At 46.8% G+C, this 16,219-nt stretch carries 13 protein-coding genes; 12 read left to right on the top strand and 1 reads right to left on the bottom strand.

The genetic code is table 11. From position 1 onward, the window contains the following. The first annotated feature begins 21 nt into the window (after window positions 1–21). The 4 genes from D328_RS0103100 to D328_RS0103085 all read left to right on the top strand — a co-directional run bounded on the left by D328_RS0103100 (window position 22) and on the right by D328_RS0103085 (window position 4,950). Window positions 22–1,842, top strand: a complete 1,821-nt coding sequence (locus D328_RS0103100; protein ID WP_033411991.1) for an acyltransferase family protein — start codon at window positions 22–24, stop codon at window positions 1,840–1,842. A gap of 60 nt (window positions 1,843–1,902) precedes the next feature. Next, a complete protein-coding gene (locus D328_RS0103095) occupies window positions 1,903–2,625 on the top strand; it encodes an SGNH/GDSL hydrolase family protein (protein ID WP_018883489.1) in 723 nt (240 codons plus the stop codon). A gap of 42 nt (window positions 2,626–2,667) precedes the next feature. After that, complete coding sequence (locus tag D328_RS0103090) at window positions 2,668–3,690, top strand: LCP family protein (protein WP_018883488.1); 1,023 nt, start codon at window positions 2,668–2,670, stop codon at window positions 3,688–3,690. A gap of 231 nt (window positions 3,691–3,921) precedes the next feature. Beyond that, window positions 3,922–4,950, top strand: a complete 1,029-nt coding sequence (locus tag D328_RS0103085; RefSeq protein WP_018883487.1) for a fibronectin type III domain-containing protein — start codon at window positions 3,922–3,924, stop codon at window positions 4,948–4,950. A 70-nt stretch (window positions 4,951–5,020) separates the two neighbouring features. Here the strand turns inward: D328_RS0103085 and D328_RS0103080 are convergent, their stop codons facing one another. Beyond that, window positions 5,021–6,232: a chromate transporter gene (locus tag D328_RS0103080; RefSeq protein ID WP_018883486.1), complete on the bottom strand. Its 1,212-nt coding sequence runs from the start codon at window positions 6,230–6,232 to the stop codon at window positions 5,021–5,023. Window positions 6,233–6,596: 364 nt separating this feature from the next. On the opposite strand from D328_RS0103080, the gene D328_RS31420 reads away from it, so the two are divergent. The 8 genes from D328_RS31420 (at window position 6,597) to D328_RS30120 (ending at window position 16,200) form a co-directional block, all read left to right on the top strand. Next, a complete protein-coding gene (locus D328_RS31420) occupies window positions 6,597–6,680 on the top strand; it encodes a YjcZ family sporulation protein (protein ID WP_231505479.1) in 84 nt (27 codons plus the stop codon). A 652-nt stretch (window positions 6,681–7,332) separates the two neighbouring features. Next, complete coding sequence (locus tag D328_RS0103070) at window positions 7,333–7,812, top strand: ferritin-like domain-containing protein (protein ID WP_018883484.1); 480 nt, start codon at window positions 7,333–7,335, stop codon at window positions 7,810–7,812. A 209-nt stretch (window positions 7,813–8,021) separates the two neighbouring features. Further along, the gene (locus D328_RS0103065) at window positions 8,022–9,005 is read left to right on the top strand and encodes an ROK family protein (protein ID WP_018883483.1); all 984 of its coding nucleotides are present in this window, start codon (window positions 8,022–8,024) and stop codon (window positions 9,003–9,005) included. A gap of 362 nt (window positions 9,006–9,367) precedes the next feature. Continuing rightward, window positions 9,368–10,597, top strand: coding sequence for a TolC family protein (locus D328_RS0103060; RefSeq protein WP_018883482.1), 1,230 nt, complete (start codon window positions 9,368–9,370; stop codon window positions 10,595–10,597). A 30-nt stretch (window positions 10,598–10,627) separates the two neighbouring features. Then, a complete protein-coding gene (locus D328_RS0103055) occupies window positions 10,628–12,085 on the top strand; it encodes an efflux RND transporter periplasmic adaptor subunit (protein WP_018883481.1) in 1,458 nt (485 codons plus the stop codon). Next, the gene (locus D328_RS0103050; RefSeq protein ID WP_018883480.1) at window positions 12,082–12,804 is read left to right on the top strand and encodes an ABC transporter ATP-binding protein; all 723 of its coding nucleotides are present in this window, start codon (window positions 12,082–12,084) and stop codon (window positions 12,802–12,804) included. Before D328_RS0103055 ends, D328_RS0103050 begins: the two co-directional genes overlap by 4 nt. Beyond that, window positions 12,801–14,012 carry an ABC transporter permease gene (locus D328_RS0103045; RefSeq protein ID WP_018883479.1) on the top strand — a complete coding sequence of 404 codons (1,212 nt, stop codon included), beginning with the start codon at window positions 12,801–12,803 and terminating at the stop codon, window positions 14,010–14,012. Before D328_RS0103050 ends, D328_RS0103045 begins: the two co-directional genes overlap by 4 nt. Window positions 14,013–14,400: 388 nt before the next feature. After that, window positions 14,401–16,200, top strand: coding sequence for a polysaccharide deacetylase family protein (locus D328_RS30120; protein WP_018883478.1), 1,800 nt, complete (start codon window positions 14,401–14,403; stop codon window positions 16,198–16,200). Window positions 16,201–16,219 lie beyond the last annotated feature (19 nt).

Genomic DNA, 16,219 nt, shown 5'->3' with positions numbered 1-16,219 from the left:
GCGAAGAAGGACTGAAGCTTAATGGACAGAAATAGGCGACCAATCAGAAGGGCGATAGGCAAGCCATTAGAAAAGTCAAAAGACAAGCGCTACATACCTGGATTAGATGGTCTTAGAGCAATATCTGTCCTTGCTGTGATAGCCTATCATCTGGATGCAAAGTGGGCCCAGGGGGGTCTGCTGGGTGTGGGAATCTTCTTTGTATTATCTGGTTATCTGATTACAGATCAGATCATCATGGAATGGAGAACGAAGGGGCGGCTACTCATTGTCGATTTTTGGATTCGCAGAGCTCGAAGGTTATTACCGGCTATGGTCACGATGCTCTTTTTTGTTGCTTGCTGGCTACTTATCCTGGACGCTCCAAGGCTGCAAGCCTTACATGGAGATTTCCTTACTTCACTGCTGTATGTGAATAATTGGTATCTCATTTTTCGTGAAGTATCCTATTTCGAAAGCTTCGGTCCACCCTCGCCGATCGGCCATATGTGGTCACTTTCCATCGAGGAGCAGTTCTATGTGCTCTGGCCCATTATCCTCATATTGGGGATAAAGCTGGTCTTGCGTAGAGGTAGATTGATGCTGTGGATTCTCATAGGTGCCGCGATATCAGCTATGACAATGGGCTTGATGTATGAGCCGGGTACCGATCCAAGCCGCGTATACTATGGAACAGATACTCGGGCATTTGCCCTTCTGATTGGAGCTGCTGTGGCGGTGATCTGGCCTAGCTGGAAATTAAGCGGCAGGATTACGCGGCCCGCTCGTTCGGCGCTTGATTCCATAGGGGGATTAGGAATGGTCCTGCTGCTGGGACTGATGTGTGTTACGAATGAGTATGATGACTTTCTATACCGCGGCGGCTTTGTATATTTATCCATTCTCAGTGCGGTGGTGATCGCTGTACTGGTGCATCCTGCCAGCAGAGTGAATGGCATCTTGGGGTGGAGGCCGCTTGTATGGGTTGGCAAACGATCTTACAGTCTCTATCTCTGGCACTATCCTGTCATCATTTTGACGAATCCTGTCACCCATACAGAAAAGTCGAGCTTTACACATATCCTGTTGCAACTGCTGGCTACTGCCATCCTTGCTGCTCTGTCCTACACGTATATTGAAGAGCCTTTTCGTAGGGGGAACATCAGAGCAACTTTGCATTGGATTCGAAAGAGACGGTTCGGACTGCTAGCGGTACTTCTGCCATTGTTCCTGACTTTGGTTGCTTGGAGTGATAGCCTGAAGGAGCCATCAGCAGAGGAAGTACCCACCATGAGTCAGGAATTGGCACCTGTGGCGCCAGCAGCGGCATCCACCAACCTAAGTGATGAGTTCGGGAAGCATGAGGATGAATCCTTGTCCAAGGCAGAAGACGGCATTACCGCAATTGGGGATTCTCTGCTAATCGGTGCAGCACCTGAGCTGGAACAAATGCTGCCTGGCATCGTTATTGACGGTAAGGTAGGTAGGCAAATGTCTCAGGCACAGAAGATTGTCGATGATCTTCAGGCGCAGGGCCAGCTGGGGAATCGTATCCTTCTTGAACTGGGTACGAATGGTCCTTTTCGCAAAGCTCAATTGCGGTCTTTGCTAGAATCCCTGAATCATGCCAAGCAAATATATATTGTGACGACACGCGTTCCAAAAGATTGGCAGGATACCGTGAATGAAAGTATCCAGGACGTTGCTGCTGAATTCGGGAACACGACTGTCATCGACTGGTATGCAGCCAGTGCTGGCAGGCAAGAGCTGTTCTCCCCCGATGGTGTTCATCTAACACCAGAGGGAATCCGGTTCTATGCCTCGCTTCTAGCAGACAGGATAAAGCAAGATACCCATCAATAAGAGATTAATTCATGAATATAAATTCATATTGACAGTTCATTATGAGAGGATGAGAAGGTCATGAAACAGCGTAAAATGATGAGATTATGGTTCGTGTTGGTATGCGTCATTGCTATATGTGTGTACTGGGGAAGCCGATCAGAGGGAGTCACGAGAGCTAAGACACCTACAGCTTCGCAAAGTGATGTTCATTCCATAGCGCAGGGAGAAAGGGTGCATCAAGCTACCGATCATGGATTGGCTGCGAAGGAGGCGCCAGCGAAGGAGAGGGATTCTAATGCGAAGAAAAAGGAGTTAGCACAGCTAGCAATCAACGGAGAAGGAATTACCGCCATTGGTGATTCTGTGATGATCGGGGTTGAACCCTACCTGAAGGAGCAGCTTCCTGAAATCACCGTTGACGGCAAGGTGGGCAGACAGATGTCGCAGGCGAAGAAGGTCATCCATGATTTACAAGCGCAAGGAAAACTGGGGGAACAGATCGTCATTGAACTGGGCACCAACGGACCGTTCAGCAAGGAGCAGCTTCGTTCCTTATTACAGTCCCTGTCCGACGCCAAACGAGTGGTATTGGTAACAGCACGGGTACCCAAGGGATGGCAGGATACGGTGAACAGGAATATCAAAGAGGTTGCTAAGGAGTTCAGCAATACGACAGTGCTAGACTGGTATGCTGCCAGTGAAGGCAAAGGAGAGTATTTCTATAAAGATGGCGTTCACCTGAAGCCTGATGGCGGAAGATATTATGCTTCACTTATTGTAGAAGCCTTGCAGGATCATTAATTTATCTAAGTACACAGCAAGGTCGAGAAAGGAAGTAATCGAATGACCCTTAGAAAAAAAACGTTATTATTATTGTTAATCCTAATCATGGCACTTGGCTCTGCTATCTATTACGTTTCCTCTATTTATAGAGGACTGGAGAGTCTGAATAAGACGTCAGAAAACTCTCCTTTTAGTGAGATTAATGAAGCTGTAGCTGTTGAACCACCTGAGTGGCTGGGCACCGAGCCTGTGAATATTCTACTGATGGGGGTAGATGCCCGTGGAACCAAGAAGGGGGAAATTCCGAGATCGGACAGCATGATGGTAGTATCCCTGGACCCTACGCAGAAAAGCATCCATGTGTTCTCCATTCTTCGAGATACCTATACGGATATAGCTGGACACGGCAAGAACCGGATAAATACAGCCATTCAACACGGGCCACAGGTGGCCATGAATACAGTAGGCGAATTGCTAGGTATGCCAGTTCAATACTATGTGTATACAGATTTTCAAGGCTTTATTAAGCTGGTCGATGCTGTAGGTGGTGTTGATTTTCATGTTGAGAAGGATATGAATTATGAAAGTAAAGCGGATAAGCACGAATTTGATATCAACCTCAAAGAGGGAATGCAGCATTTGGATGGAACAACAGCCCTACAGTATGTGCGCTTCCGCCATGATGCCATGTCTGACTTCTCGCGTACACAGAGACAACGGGATTTCCTGAAGGCCATTGCCGAGGAGATGAAGACGACGACCTCGATTATGAAGCTCCCATCCATCCTGAAGGAAGTAAGTCCCTATATAGATACGAATTTATCCGTCGATGATATGTGGAAGCTGGCTTCACTGGGTTATCAGAGCAACGTTACAGCTAGTGAGCAGGTTCCTCCTATGAAGCTAATCGAACAGACTTATGTGGGGCGAGCAGCCGTCTTAAGTGTGACGAGTAAAAGCGATTTGAGAGCATTTGTACAAGACGTGCTGCATACCAGCGAGCCTGATTCAGTTGTAGACGAGGCGGGTGTAGATCAAGCAAGTACTAGTGAGGGGGCCCAAGGGCAAGTGGGGGAACAATAATAATAAAGCATTGTATTGAAGATGACGTAATGCATTCTGTTAAACACTCATATCGTACAAAAACGCAATAGATCATAGCTAATCTGTTCGTAGGATAAGGAATTATAACCAATAAAAAATAAATATGCAAAATTATAGTATATTTTTATAGATCAGTAAGTTTATGTTTAGACATGATTGATGAATTACCTTATTTTTAAGTGGATTCACCAAATATTAGGGGGTATCCAGATGAATAAGGAACTATTAAGAAAGTTTACGATCATTTTTGGTCTTACGATCTTCATGCTACTCTCTTTAACGGCAACAAAATCCTATGCAGCGAATATAGGAACTGTACTTAAGAACCCGGAAAATGGCTGGACAAGATATGACGATGCGTATGTTACAGGAACCATACCTCCAGGAACAAGTCCTAACTATTATCGTTCTACGGGAAAATGGACGCAAACACCAGGCCAGAACATTACATTTGATTTCTATGGAAATCAGATTCGTCTACTAACCTACACAAGTCAGGAGCATGCATCTGAAGTGTCAATCACCATAGATGGAGTTCCCTACACGTATAGCGAGAAATATAACACAGGAACATTAACGCTTGTTTTTGAGAAGACAGGTCTTGAGACCGGATTCCATGAAGTCGTAATTGAATCTGTCCAATCAGGTGTGTGGACTTCACTGGATGCCATAGATCTTAATCAGGGCGGTTACATTGTGCCTATTAATACTCCCTCTCAACTAACGGCTTCTCCTGGCAGCTCGCAGGCTATTTTAAGCTGGAAGGAAGTACAGGATGCCACAAACTATACGATCTATTATGGAACGAAGCCTGGTAACTATACGGAAACAGTGAGTGTGACCAAGGATGCGTATGCCAACTATGTTATTCCAGGGCTAACCAATGGGACGACATATTATTTCGCCGTGACGGCGACAGTAAATGGTGTGGAATCAGAACGATCCAAAGAGGCCTCGGCTACTCCGCTGGCAGGTGAACAGCCAAATCCAGAACCAGAGCAGCCTTCCGGCAACCGAGCTATCATGGTAGTCACGATGACAACAGGGCTGGAGAAAGAATTCGACCTCAGCATGAAGGAGGTCCATGACTTCATTGCTTGGTATGAAGCCAAGCAGGCGGGATCGGGCAAAGCTTCCTATGCCCTCGACAAGCATGATCATAACAAAGGTCCATTCAGCAGCCGTAAAGATTACATCTTGTATGATCGTGTACTGACATTTGAGGTTAGTGAGTATTAAAAATATACCGTCATATTCAAAAGAGCCCTGCCAGCATTCATACTGGTAAGGCTCTTTGCCGTTTAACGAGTTAGAGCAAGTTAATCATCGCACCACCGGCTGCACCAGCGACGACAACGATCCATGGCGGTACTTTCCAAAAAACGAGCATTAGAAACAAAATAGATACCAGTGCAAAATCAACAGGAGCTAGAACAGATGTTGTCCAAAGCGGATTATATAACGCCGCCAACAGGATGCCTACAACAGCAGCATTAATTCCAATTAAAGCGCCTTGGATTTTGAGGCTTTTACGTAAAAAATTCCAGAAGGGCAATGCTCCTACGATTAAAAGAAAAGCGGGCAAAAATATAGCGATCGTTGCAATCACTGCTCCTGTAACTCCGCTTATCATCGCTCCCAAATATCCGGCAAAAGTGAATAATGGCCCTGGTACAGCTTGTGCTGCACCGTATCCCGCCAAAAAGTCGGACTTGTGGATCATACCTGTAGGGACGAATTCACGCTCCAGCAGTGGAAGTACGACATGACCTCCCCCAAATACAAGCGATCCTGAACGGTAGAAGCTATCAAAGAATGACAGCCATCCCGAGCTATCCAATTGGCTTAGCAGCGGTAGAACAATCAAGATTCCAAAGAAAGTACCTAAACAGACTACTGCCAAGCTACGGCTAACAGGAACAGACAGGTCTGATGTTTGAGTGGTTGTCGTTTTTCTAAAATAGATCATACCAATAAAGCCAGCCATAACAATAAGAAGGATTTGAATGAAAGCAGTCTGCCACAAGAGGGTCGCCGCAGCCGTAAAGATGGCAATGGTTGCCCTGCTACGGTCAGGAGCTAATTTTTGTCCCATACCAAGTATGGCCTGGGCGACAATGGCTACAGCAACCAATTTAAGACCATGAATCCAACCTGAGCTGCTGATATCAAACCCTTGCAAGAGGAAGGCGAACAAGACTAAGGCAATGACAGATGGAAGTGTAAAACCTAGCCAAGCTATCAGCCCACCGAGCAGCCCGGCGCGGATGATCCCAATTCCAATCCCTACTTGACTACTCGCAGGTCCGGGTAAAAATTGGCACAAGGCTACTAAATCCGCATAGCTTCGATCATCCATCCATTTTCGACGACGCACGTACTCTTCATGAAAATAACCAAGATGTGCGATCGGCCCTCCAAATGAAGTGAGGCCGAGCTTTGTGGATACAGCCAGTACTTCAGACAGTGCCCTAGCTTTACTTTTGGGTTGGTCCTGATGTAGAACTTGATGATTCTCCAAGCGTTGTTATTCCTCCTCAGCGGATTATTCCAGACTATCCAGTTGATTAATAGTCAAGGGAGGTCGAATTACCTCTACCTGATTAGCTACATTATAATCATCAGGATCAACATTAATTAAACGCTGGATTAAATAATAGATAACTGAGCCACTTTTTGAAATTACAGCTTGTATCAAAAAACCTTGTGTAAACGCATAGCGGGAATTTTTTGGATTAGTGAAAAGATCACGTAGTCTTGCATTAAGTTATGGGATTGGTCTAAATGTTCGTATCTAATTTTGGGTATAAGCACAAACACTTGGCGCGATAAATGCGTATATTGTGGTAAATCACAAGGAGGTGTTTGTAGTGAGTTGTGAGAAAATTTGCCCGGTTTACACTTCGACTGCCGTGATTCTGGTGCTCTACATTCTCTTGGTCATCGTTCTGAGAACTTTTTATGTCTAATCTAATGCGCTAATTGCAGTGAGGCTGAATACATCTTGCAGCTTTATCACACACCCGTCTATGATTTCGCTTGTTCGGTAAAATACATCACAAAAAGGAATGGCTCCGTCTGTACGAGACAGGAGTCATTCCTTTGTTCAGGATGAAGCATTCTGTTAGGTGTACAACAAAGTAATTACGAGCAATTCATAAAGAACCAGAGTTAAAATGAGCTCGTCATTGTAACCAAAACCTCTCCCATAAGTACCATGTCCATGATGACCTTCATTATTCTTAACGGCCAGGTTCAACAATCCCTTATCACAGCTCACAATTCTTCCTACCATCATTTGGCCGTCTAAGGTCTCAATGCGAACATACTGGTGTATATGATGTCTGCATATGTTGTGTAGATGATCTCTATAGGCTCTTATGTTTTGAGCTGTATTATTGTCCGCTTGATATAGCACTCTTTGCTGTGGATTCATTTGTAGGGTCATACTCAGCACTCCTTATTTGAAATGTAATACACCATATGCCCAGACTGATTGTATTGTTCATAAAAAAGTTCTGTTACAACCAGATGGGGAACTACTGCACTCATTCTCTGGGTAGGAACCTGAATGGGTGAATACACATATACTTCCATAAACAAACGTTGGGAGGAGTCAGCTTGGATCAAGGACCTTCTTACTGGGGAAATGTATACTATATGAGACACGAATTCACGCCTATATGGAGCACTGGATATATGGAAGCGATACAAATGATTAAGGAAGCGGTACAAGGGGAGCGCAACGACGAGCTATTCTACACGGAATTAATCAATTTGGCCCCTTCACAGGAGCAGGTAGCCATCATCGAAAGTATTCGTAACGATGAGCGTGGTCACAACAAAATGTTCAGAGAGATGTATCTGGCGTTGACAGGTCAGACCATTACAGGTTCCAGCAATGAGCAATATGAAAAAGTGAACTCCTATACAGAAGGTCTACAGCGAGCCTTGATGGGAGAATTGGGTGCAGTAGAACGATACCGCAAGATTTGGTTTGGACTGCCTGCTGGCATCTATAAAGACACAGTGTTCGGCATCATACTGGATGAGCTTAAGCATGCTGATAAATACAATTATCTGATTACGTTGAATCATTAGGTAAGGCAGAGAATGGCTTCAGCTATAACCAATAAGCGAGAGAAGTGCGCATGGATGCCGACGTAACGTTCGAGCGATGGGTATTTCAATCGCTTATTTGCTTATGTGTAGAAAGCTGATTATCGAATATGTATTGGGGGCGCTAACTGCTATACTAAAAGCTAGTCACACTGTCCAAAAGAATACATACTTAAAAAGGAGATTCATCCATGAATCATTCACCTGGTTATATGATTGGCATCGATCTCGGAGGAACCAATATCAAAGCAGCTATTTTAGATGGAAGCTTGAGTGTTTTATCAGAGCGAAGTGACCCAACACATGCATCAGAAGGTCCTGATTATGTTATCACAGCTATTAAAAATATCATCCGTGAGCTCATGCAGCTTCATCAAATAACGGACGAGCAAGTATTGTGTATGGGATTAGGAATCCCGGGATTGCTGAATCCCACGGAAGGGCTATCTATTTTCTCACCGAACTTTCCAGGATGGGAGAATATTAACGTAGTTCAAGAGATGAAAAAGGACTTCTCATTCCCGGTATTTATTGATAACGATGTCCGGGTGAATCTTTATGGAGAGTGGCATTTTGGAGCAGGAAAGGGCTTGAATAATATCGTACTGGTCACCATTGGAACCGGCTTGGGGTCTGGGGTTGTAGTCGATGGAAGAGTTCTATATGGAACTACTTCGAGCATCGGCGAAATTGGACATATGAATATGTTCCGGGAAGGTCGTCCATGCAGATGTGGGAGTTCAGGTTGTCTGGGAAGATATGTGTCTGCTATAGGGATGGTACGTACTTGTATTGAGAAGCTGGAACGCGGAGAGCATAGCATGATCCAGACCTGGGTGGAAGGTGATCTGAGCCGGATTACTGCAAAAATGATCTCGGATGCCTATGATCTGAACGACCCGATAGCGATTCAGGTTATGCATGAGACAGGGGAGATCCTCGGATTCGGTCTTGCGAATGTCATTAATCTGTTTAATCCAGAGTTAATTATCATCGGTGGAGGAGTGTCAGCGGCCGGAGACCGGCTGTTACATACTGTACGAGAGACCATCCAGGCTCATGCACTTCAATTGTCGTCACATGCATGTCGTGTCGTCACTGCACAGCTTGGTGGGCGAGCAGGTATGATCGGTGCGGCGGCTTATGCAACGAGCCAGATCAGTCAGATAAATTAGATGATTAGATGAACTAGATTTAAAGAGCCTCATTCACATTGCCAGGGTCAGACCCGCAGTGAGTATGAGGCTTTTTTGCGGACCACCTATATGACTTGTCATAAATACGGTGCCATTTTGTAGCTGCATCTCCAATATATCGAATATACGAAAAGGGTAAAGCAGGCATATGTCTCTAGCAGCTGGATGCAGTATCCATATGTTTCGTAATCAGACAAGCATGTATCTAGGTTGTAACATCTAGTCCAAAAGACTAGGCAAGCTCGAATATTTCCCACAGAATAGAGAAGCCCATAGTGCTAAAGGGCTAAGGAAACATACGTTTTACATTTTTTATATTTGAACTGGAAAGGGGCATCCCTATGAAACATCAACCAGCCGCAGCTGTGTTGTTACTGTCATTATCTGCTGTCCTTAGTATGCCTTCGGCTGCTGGGGCTGCCGTAATTTCTACGCCTATTGCGCCGTCTGGTACAGGAGCAGCCCAAGGGACTCTGTCTTCTACCAATGCTGTTACACCAGCCTTCACGGCAGAGACATCACAATCGGCCAATCGTAATGCCAATGCTAGCGCCAGCGCTAAGCAACAGGAGCTGACGCTGGAGCAAGCTAATGCCTGGGCCCAGGCCAATAGCTTCACCTTGAAGACGTCCGCACAGGACCTTGAACGCAAGAATCTCGAACTGAAAAAGAGCATTGACGCTTTGGGATACATACAACAGCCATCTAGCCTGGAGGAGTCGGATTCCTCAGCGAACAATTCTGCCTGGAAAGCTTATACTTCAGCTAACCTGTCCTACCTGTCGGCCAAAAAGCAGGGCGAGTTCGAGAAGGACAAGGTCTATGCTCAGGTCATGAAAGCTTATTACCGGATTTTCACCGCGGAGAATCAAGTCCTTGTCGCTCAAGAATCTGTTCAGATCGCCAAGCTGGAGGAACGAGTTGCTATTGCCAAGCTGGCTCGGGGCCTAATCTCGGAGAAGAGCAAGATTGACAGCACGAAGGCGCGCTCAGATGCCGAGCTGACGCTGGAACAGCGTAAGACCGATCTGCAGAAGGCTAAGGACGAGCTCAACACCCTGATGAATAAGCCAAAAGGGACTGAATTCACCCTGATAAGCCATCCCGTTTATCATGAGCCAGAGCCTATGAATGTTGAGACGCACATTACAGGGCTACTCAAAGACAACCCGACCATCTGGCAGCTGCAGGATGCTGTCAAGAATGCGGAGATTAGTCTGCGTTATTACAATTTTCAGGGGACCGCAGAGGACTATGATTTGGTCAAGCTGGACCTGAAAAATGCCAATGAGGCACTGAGCAATGGCAAGGACAATTTTGCCGAATCCGTAAGATCGCTATATACCACGCTGCAGGATGAGCAAAAGAAATATGCACAGCTGCACGAGGATCTGGCCATTGCCGAAGCTAACTTGGTACTGGCTCGGAAGAAATGGGAGCGCGGCTTAATCATAGAGCTGGAGCTCATCAAAGCCCGCTTGAGTGTCGAGCAGTTGAAGCAGCAGATTAATGATCTGGCCATTGGACTGATTCAGTCCAACTATACCTTGAACAAACCTTGGAGTAGTTAAGCTCACAAAACTTTTAGGAGGAAGCAACACATGTCGGAGAACAAAATGAACAATGCATTACAGCTGTTAAGGAAGAAACGTCAAAAGAAAGTGATTATCACTCTAGTCGCGATGCTTGCGCTCGGTGGCGGGGGAGTTGCTGTATATAACTCTATGAGCAATTCTGAGCCAGCGATGACGGCCATCCCGAATGAAACGATCATCGTCGAACGCGGTGACATCACCGAGACCTTGTCTGTTACGGGAACGGTCAAAGCCTCTAAAGAGGTAAATCTGAACTTCAACAGCACCAGTACAGACAAGCTGGCTGAGGTCAATGTCAAGGTTGGGGATCAGGTGAAGCAAGGTCAACTGCTGGGGCGGTTAAATGATACGGAAGCCAAGCTGCAAATCCAGAATGCAGAGGATGCCCTCCGTATGGCCCGTTCCAAGCTGGCTGAGGCTACCAAGGGACCAAAGGCGACCGAGGTGGAGCTGCAGGAAATGAACGTGAAGAAGGCTGCGAAGGCACTTGAGACCGCGAAGAGCAGCTATGAACTGCAGGAGGCCGAGAATCAGCTTAAGACCGCTAAAGGCGACCTGGAGCTGGCACGGAAGACCTACGAGGATCAAAAGTTCCTGAGTGATTCAGGTGCCATCTCCGACAAGGAGAAGGTGGAAGCCGAGCAGGTATGGGAGAAGGCACAAGCCAGCTATGACACAATCGAGCTTAATATACGTAAGACGCGTGATCAGATTGAGAGCGGTATTAAGGATGCAGAGATGTCTTACCGAACGGCCCAACTGGAGCTGAAAAAACTGAATGATCCTGCCGAGAAAAATACACTTGAGAATCTGCGCATCGATATTAGCCGTGCCGAGACGGATCTGAAGCAAAAGCGCAGTGAACTGAACAAGCTGCAGATTACCGCACCTTGGGATGGTGTCATTCTTAAGGTCAATGGTGATGTGGGTACAAGCCCGACAGCACCGTTCATCGTGATGAACAATTCCAATTCGAGTGACCTGAAGGTAGCGACCAAGATTAACCAAAGTGACATTGTGAAGGTCAAGAGCGGACAGAAAGCCATTCTGACGACGACGGCTTATCCTGGTGAAGAATTCGAGGGGACCGTCATTTTCATCTCACCAGAAGTGTCTACGGATGAGGGCGTGAATGCCTACGCTGCCGAGCTATCGATCTCGAATTCGGACAACAAGCTGAAGACGGGGATGATTATGAATATCGCCTTGGAGCTGAGCAAGGCCCAGAATGTCCTGTTCGTCCCCGTGACAGCTATTCAATCTAACGGAGGGGCTGACGGGGTGTATGTCGCCGCTGATCCCTCCAATATATCTGCCTATGAATTCAAGTCGGTAGAGCTGGGACTCTACACAACAGACCGCGTGGAGCTAAAGTCAGGCGTAAGTGAAGGGGACACCATCGTAATCCCTGCACCAGGCAGCGCCGGCATGATGGACGGCTCGGGAGGAGCTCCTCAATCATGAATGCAGTCATGGAGATTCGAAATCTGAGAAAAATCTATCATGTAGCCGATCAAGAGATTCATGCACTTCGGGACGTAAGTCTGTCCATTCATGAGGGAGAATTCGTAACGGTCATGGGCCCATCAGGCTCTGGCAAATCGACGATGATGAATGTAATGGGCTGTCTCGATTCCCCTACATCTGGCGAATTCTATCTGGACGGGTATTCCATTCTGGATGCGCGTGAAAATGAGCTGGCACATATTCGCAATGAGAAGATCGGCTTCGTCTTCCAAAAGTTCCATCTGCTTCCCCGCTCGACAGCTCTTGCAAATGTAGAATTGCCCTTACTCTATGCGGGTGTGCCTGCCCGGGAGCGACGTGAACGGGCCATGGAGGCGCTGGTGAAGGTTGGGCTGGCTGAGCGGATGTACAACAAGCCTAACGAGCTATCTGGCGGACAGCAGCAGCGTGTCTCCATTGCGAGAGCGCTCGTCGCCAATCCCGTAATTCTGCTGGGAGATGAGCCGACTGGAGCGCTGGATTCGCGGACGAGCCGCGAGATTATGGAGATCTTTCAGGACCTGAATGATAGCGGCAAGACGATTGTATTGGTCACGCATGATATTGAGGTATCGGAATATACCAAGAGACTGATTCACTTTCGTGATGGTCAGATTGAACAGGATCATCCGGTAGTGAATCGGAGATTCGCGCGGGAGGAAGTGGTGGTAGAGTGAATATCTTTGAGACGATTCGAGTAGCGCTAAGCAGTCTGCGCAGTAATCTGCTCCGCACGATCCTGACCATGCTAGGGATCATCATCGGGATCGGTGCGGTCATTGCCATCATGGCCATTGGTCGCGGATCAACTGCCAGCATCACGAAGGAGATTAACGGGCTTGGTAGCAATCTGCTCATGATCTATGCGTTTGCGCCTTACGACGAGAATAACTGGATGACGATGGCCCAGCCCAAAAATTTCACTCTTAAGGATGTCGAAGCCATTGAGAAGCTTCCTTCTGTTGCCCATATAGCGCCCAGTGCTACAAGTTCGGCGAAAGCTACGTGGAAGCGGCAGGTGGTCGATATTCAGGTTGAGGCTACAACCGAGTCCTTTTACCTTGTCAAAAAGCTCTCGCTGAACTATGGGCGCACCTTCACCCATCATGAGGTGGACAGCCGCATGAACGTTGTCATTCTGGGCTCTGATGCAGCACAGAAGCTGTTTGGGCAATCGGTTACAACGGCAGTGGGACAGACGATCCAGCTTAAGGGGATACCGTTCAAAATTATCGGCGTGATGAATAAACCGAGCAGCTCGCAGGGCTCCTCGAACAACCAGGTGTACATCCCCATTACGACTGGGATAAATATGTTCGGGCAGATGGCCATTCAGGAAATGAATGCCTCCGCCATCGCCTTCGACAAGATTGATCAGGCGAAGGAGGAGATCCGCCAGCTATTGCGTAGCAGCCATAAGTTGAAGCCTGAAGAGCAGGATGATTTCCAATTCACGACGCAGTCGGAGATTATGTCAATGTCCTCTGGTGTCAGCAATACGATGAATCTGCTGCTGCTTGGCGTAGCTGGCATTGCACTCGTCATTGGTGGAGTCGGCATTATGAACATTATGCTGGTATCCGTAACCGAGCGTACGCGTGAGATTGGTATCCGCAAGGCGATCGGGGCACGGCGCAGTAGTATTTTGACCCAATTCCTGACGGAGTCGATTTTCATTAGCATCATGGGGGGAATCATTGGTATCTTTGGTGGAATTGGCGCAGCGAAGCTGCTGGAGAAGCTCGCAAGCATGCCGATCGAGTTCTCTTATCAGCCGATCATCTATTCCTTTACCAGCTGTGTGCTGGTTGGGGTAATCTTCGGGGTATATCCGGCACTCAAGGCCTCCAAGCTGAAGCCCATCGATGCGCTGCGTTACGAATAGCTGGGAGATTAACAAAGAGCTATCCATCGTGTAAGGGGTCAGTCCCTGAGCTACGAGGATACTCTTTTTTTGTTATGAGATTCAGCTAGCTCTATTATATTTCAATATAAAGTTACAAGTTGGATACAAGTCTACTACATTATGAAATAATCACTGCCTATACTTCTACGTATACCAGATAGAATGACACTGAAAGTAGGTAGAATTCATAATGAAACATAAGTAAGATTTAGTTAAGCGTGTTGTTATCGCTACGATGCTGTTGGCAGTTGCACCATTTCTCATGGTCGGGATTGGTAAATCCCAAGCCCAGAGCTACTCAATATCTGCTTCAGACAAGTCAATAGATTCGAAAGTGAATACCAGTTCAGCAAGTGCGCCTGTGAAAATGGTAGCTTTGACATTCGATGATGGACCAGACAGAACATATACGGAGGCAGTGCTGGATGTTCTGAAAGAATACAATGTTAAGGGCACGTTCTTCGTAATAGGGGAGCAGGTCAAGCAATATCCTGACACGATGCAACGAATGGCAAGGGAAGGACATGAGGTAGGGAATCATTCCTGGAGTCATCCCCATTTGACCAAGCTTAGCAAGGAGAAGATACATAACGAGCTAGCCAACACAGATAAGGTAATTCGTGAAATTAGCGGGGTAACACCCAGACTGATGCGTCCGCCGTATGGCGCAACTTCGGTGCAAGTGAAGAAAGAAATCCAGGCAGCAGGATATGTTCAGGCTCTGTGGGATGTGGATACCCGGGATTGGACGAGTCCCTCGGTTGCTGAGATACTCAAAGCGGTAAAATCGAATTCCAGTAACAAGATTACGGTGCTCATGCATTCGGGTGGAGGAAAACGGGGGAACACAGTCAAGGCGCTGCCGCAAATTATTAACTATTATAAATCTCAGGGATACACACTTGTTACGATGTCCCAGCTCAATGGGACGGATGAGAAAGTCGATTCACCGTCCAAGCCAACGGATCAAAATCAAATACCAGTGACTCCAATACCATCGATGACGAATGGGACACCAATGGAGCCAATGATGGCAACGATTACTGTGGATAATTTGAATATTCGAAAGGGAAGTGGCTTGCAATATCCGGTGATAACTCAGCTTCATCGAGATGACCAAGTAACTCTTGTAGCGAAAGAAGCAGATTGGTATCGTGTCAAGCTATCAGATGGTAGGACAGGCTGGGCAAATGCGATATACTTGAGCATTCAGCAGAATGCTTCTAGCAGCTCGTCCGAGCCTGTTGGTATAAATCCACGTGTTGAGCGTGAAATCTATTTGATGCTGAATGATACGAAGGTACGCTTCCAGGATGCGAAGCCGTATATAGACGCTAACGACAGGGTACAGGTGCCTTTACGATTTATAGCAGAAGCCTTAAATTTTCATGTGGCTTGGGAGGTTACGGGTAACCGTAAAACAGCTCGTCTTACCAAAGACCAAGTAAATATAACGCTTAATATCGGTGATCGACTTGCTGTTGTGAACGGAGTACAGCTAGAAATGGACACAAGCGCAGCAATCGTTCAGGAGTATACCTTTGTTCCATTAAAATTTTTGGGGGAGCTGGTGGGGATGGATATTCGTTGGGACTCTGTCAATGGTGCAGTCACCATAATAGATGACCATACCGCAGACATGGATTCGACTGGGAATACATCCAGTGAAACTCCTATATTGTCCGCTCCAAGAGCCACTGTCCAGCAAGCCAAGGCGTGGGCAGAGTCCAAGGGAGCAAGCGCTGTATTTATTGAACTGGCGGATATCGTCTGGAACGAGGCTCCTGCAGTGGGAGTTGATCCATTAGTGGTATACACTCAGTCTGCCAAAGAGACGGGGTATGGAAATTTCGGAGGCGTGTTAGACGATATGTTCATGAACCCTGCTGGTCTGAAGACACAAGCGGGTGGCTCGGATATTGATCAAGGGGCACATCAACGCTTTTTTAGCTGGGAGGAAGGGGTTCGAGCGCAGATTGATCATTTGGCATTGTATGCAGGAGCTAGGGGCTATCCAAGAACGGATACAGTGGACCCGCGACATTTTCCACATTTAATGGGCAAAGCAACGACGGTGGAATCGTTAGGAGGGGCATGGGCAAGCAGTCCAACCTATGGAATAGAAATTGTGAATATGATGTCGGAAGTATCGAACAGTAATTTTTGACTAGATGCTCGTGTTTCCA

The organism is Paenibacillus massiliensis 2301065 = DSM 16942 (assembly GCF_000377505.1).
GTDB lineage: Bacteria > Bacillota > Bacilli > Paenibacillales > Paenibacillaceae > Paenibacillus > Paenibacillus massiliensis.
This window is presented reverse-complemented; position numbering and strand designations above follow the sequence as displayed.

Bases quoted from the DNA above. Each gene is read 5' to 3' on its own strand.
- D328_RS0103100 (WP_033411991.1), top strand. From the start codon at position 22: ATGGACAGAAATAGGCGACCAATCAGAAGGGCGATAGGCAAGCCATTA.
- D328_RS0103095 (WP_018883489.1), top strand. From the start codon at position 1,903: ATGAAACAGCGTAAAATGATGAGATTATGGTTCGTGTTGGTATGCGTC.
- D328_RS0103090 (WP_018883488.1), top strand. From the start codon at position 2,668: ATGACCCTTAGAAAAAAAACGTTATTATTATTGTTAATCCTAATCATG.
- D328_RS0103085 (WP_018883487.1), top strand. From the start codon at position 3,922: ATGAATAAGGAACTATTAAGAAAGTTTACGATCATTTTTGGTCTTACG.
- D328_RS0103065 (WP_018883483.1), top strand. From the start codon at position 8,022: ATGAATCATTCACCTGGTTATATGATTGGCATCGATCTCGGAGGAACC.
- D328_RS0103060 (WP_018883482.1), top strand. From the start codon at position 9,368: ATGAAACATCAACCAGCCGCAGCTGTGTTGTTACTGTCATTATCTGCT.
- D328_RS0103055 (WP_018883481.1), top strand. From the start codon at position 10,628: ATGTCGGAGAACAAAATGAACAATGCATTACAGCTGTTAAGGAAGAAA.
- D328_RS0103050 (WP_018883480.1), top strand. From the start codon at position 12,082: ATGAATGCAGTCATGGAGATTCGAAATCTGAGAAAAATCTATCATGTA.
- D328_RS30120 (WP_018883478.1), top strand. From the start codon at position 14,401: ATGGTAGCTTTGACATTCGATGATGGACCAGACAGAACATATACGGAG.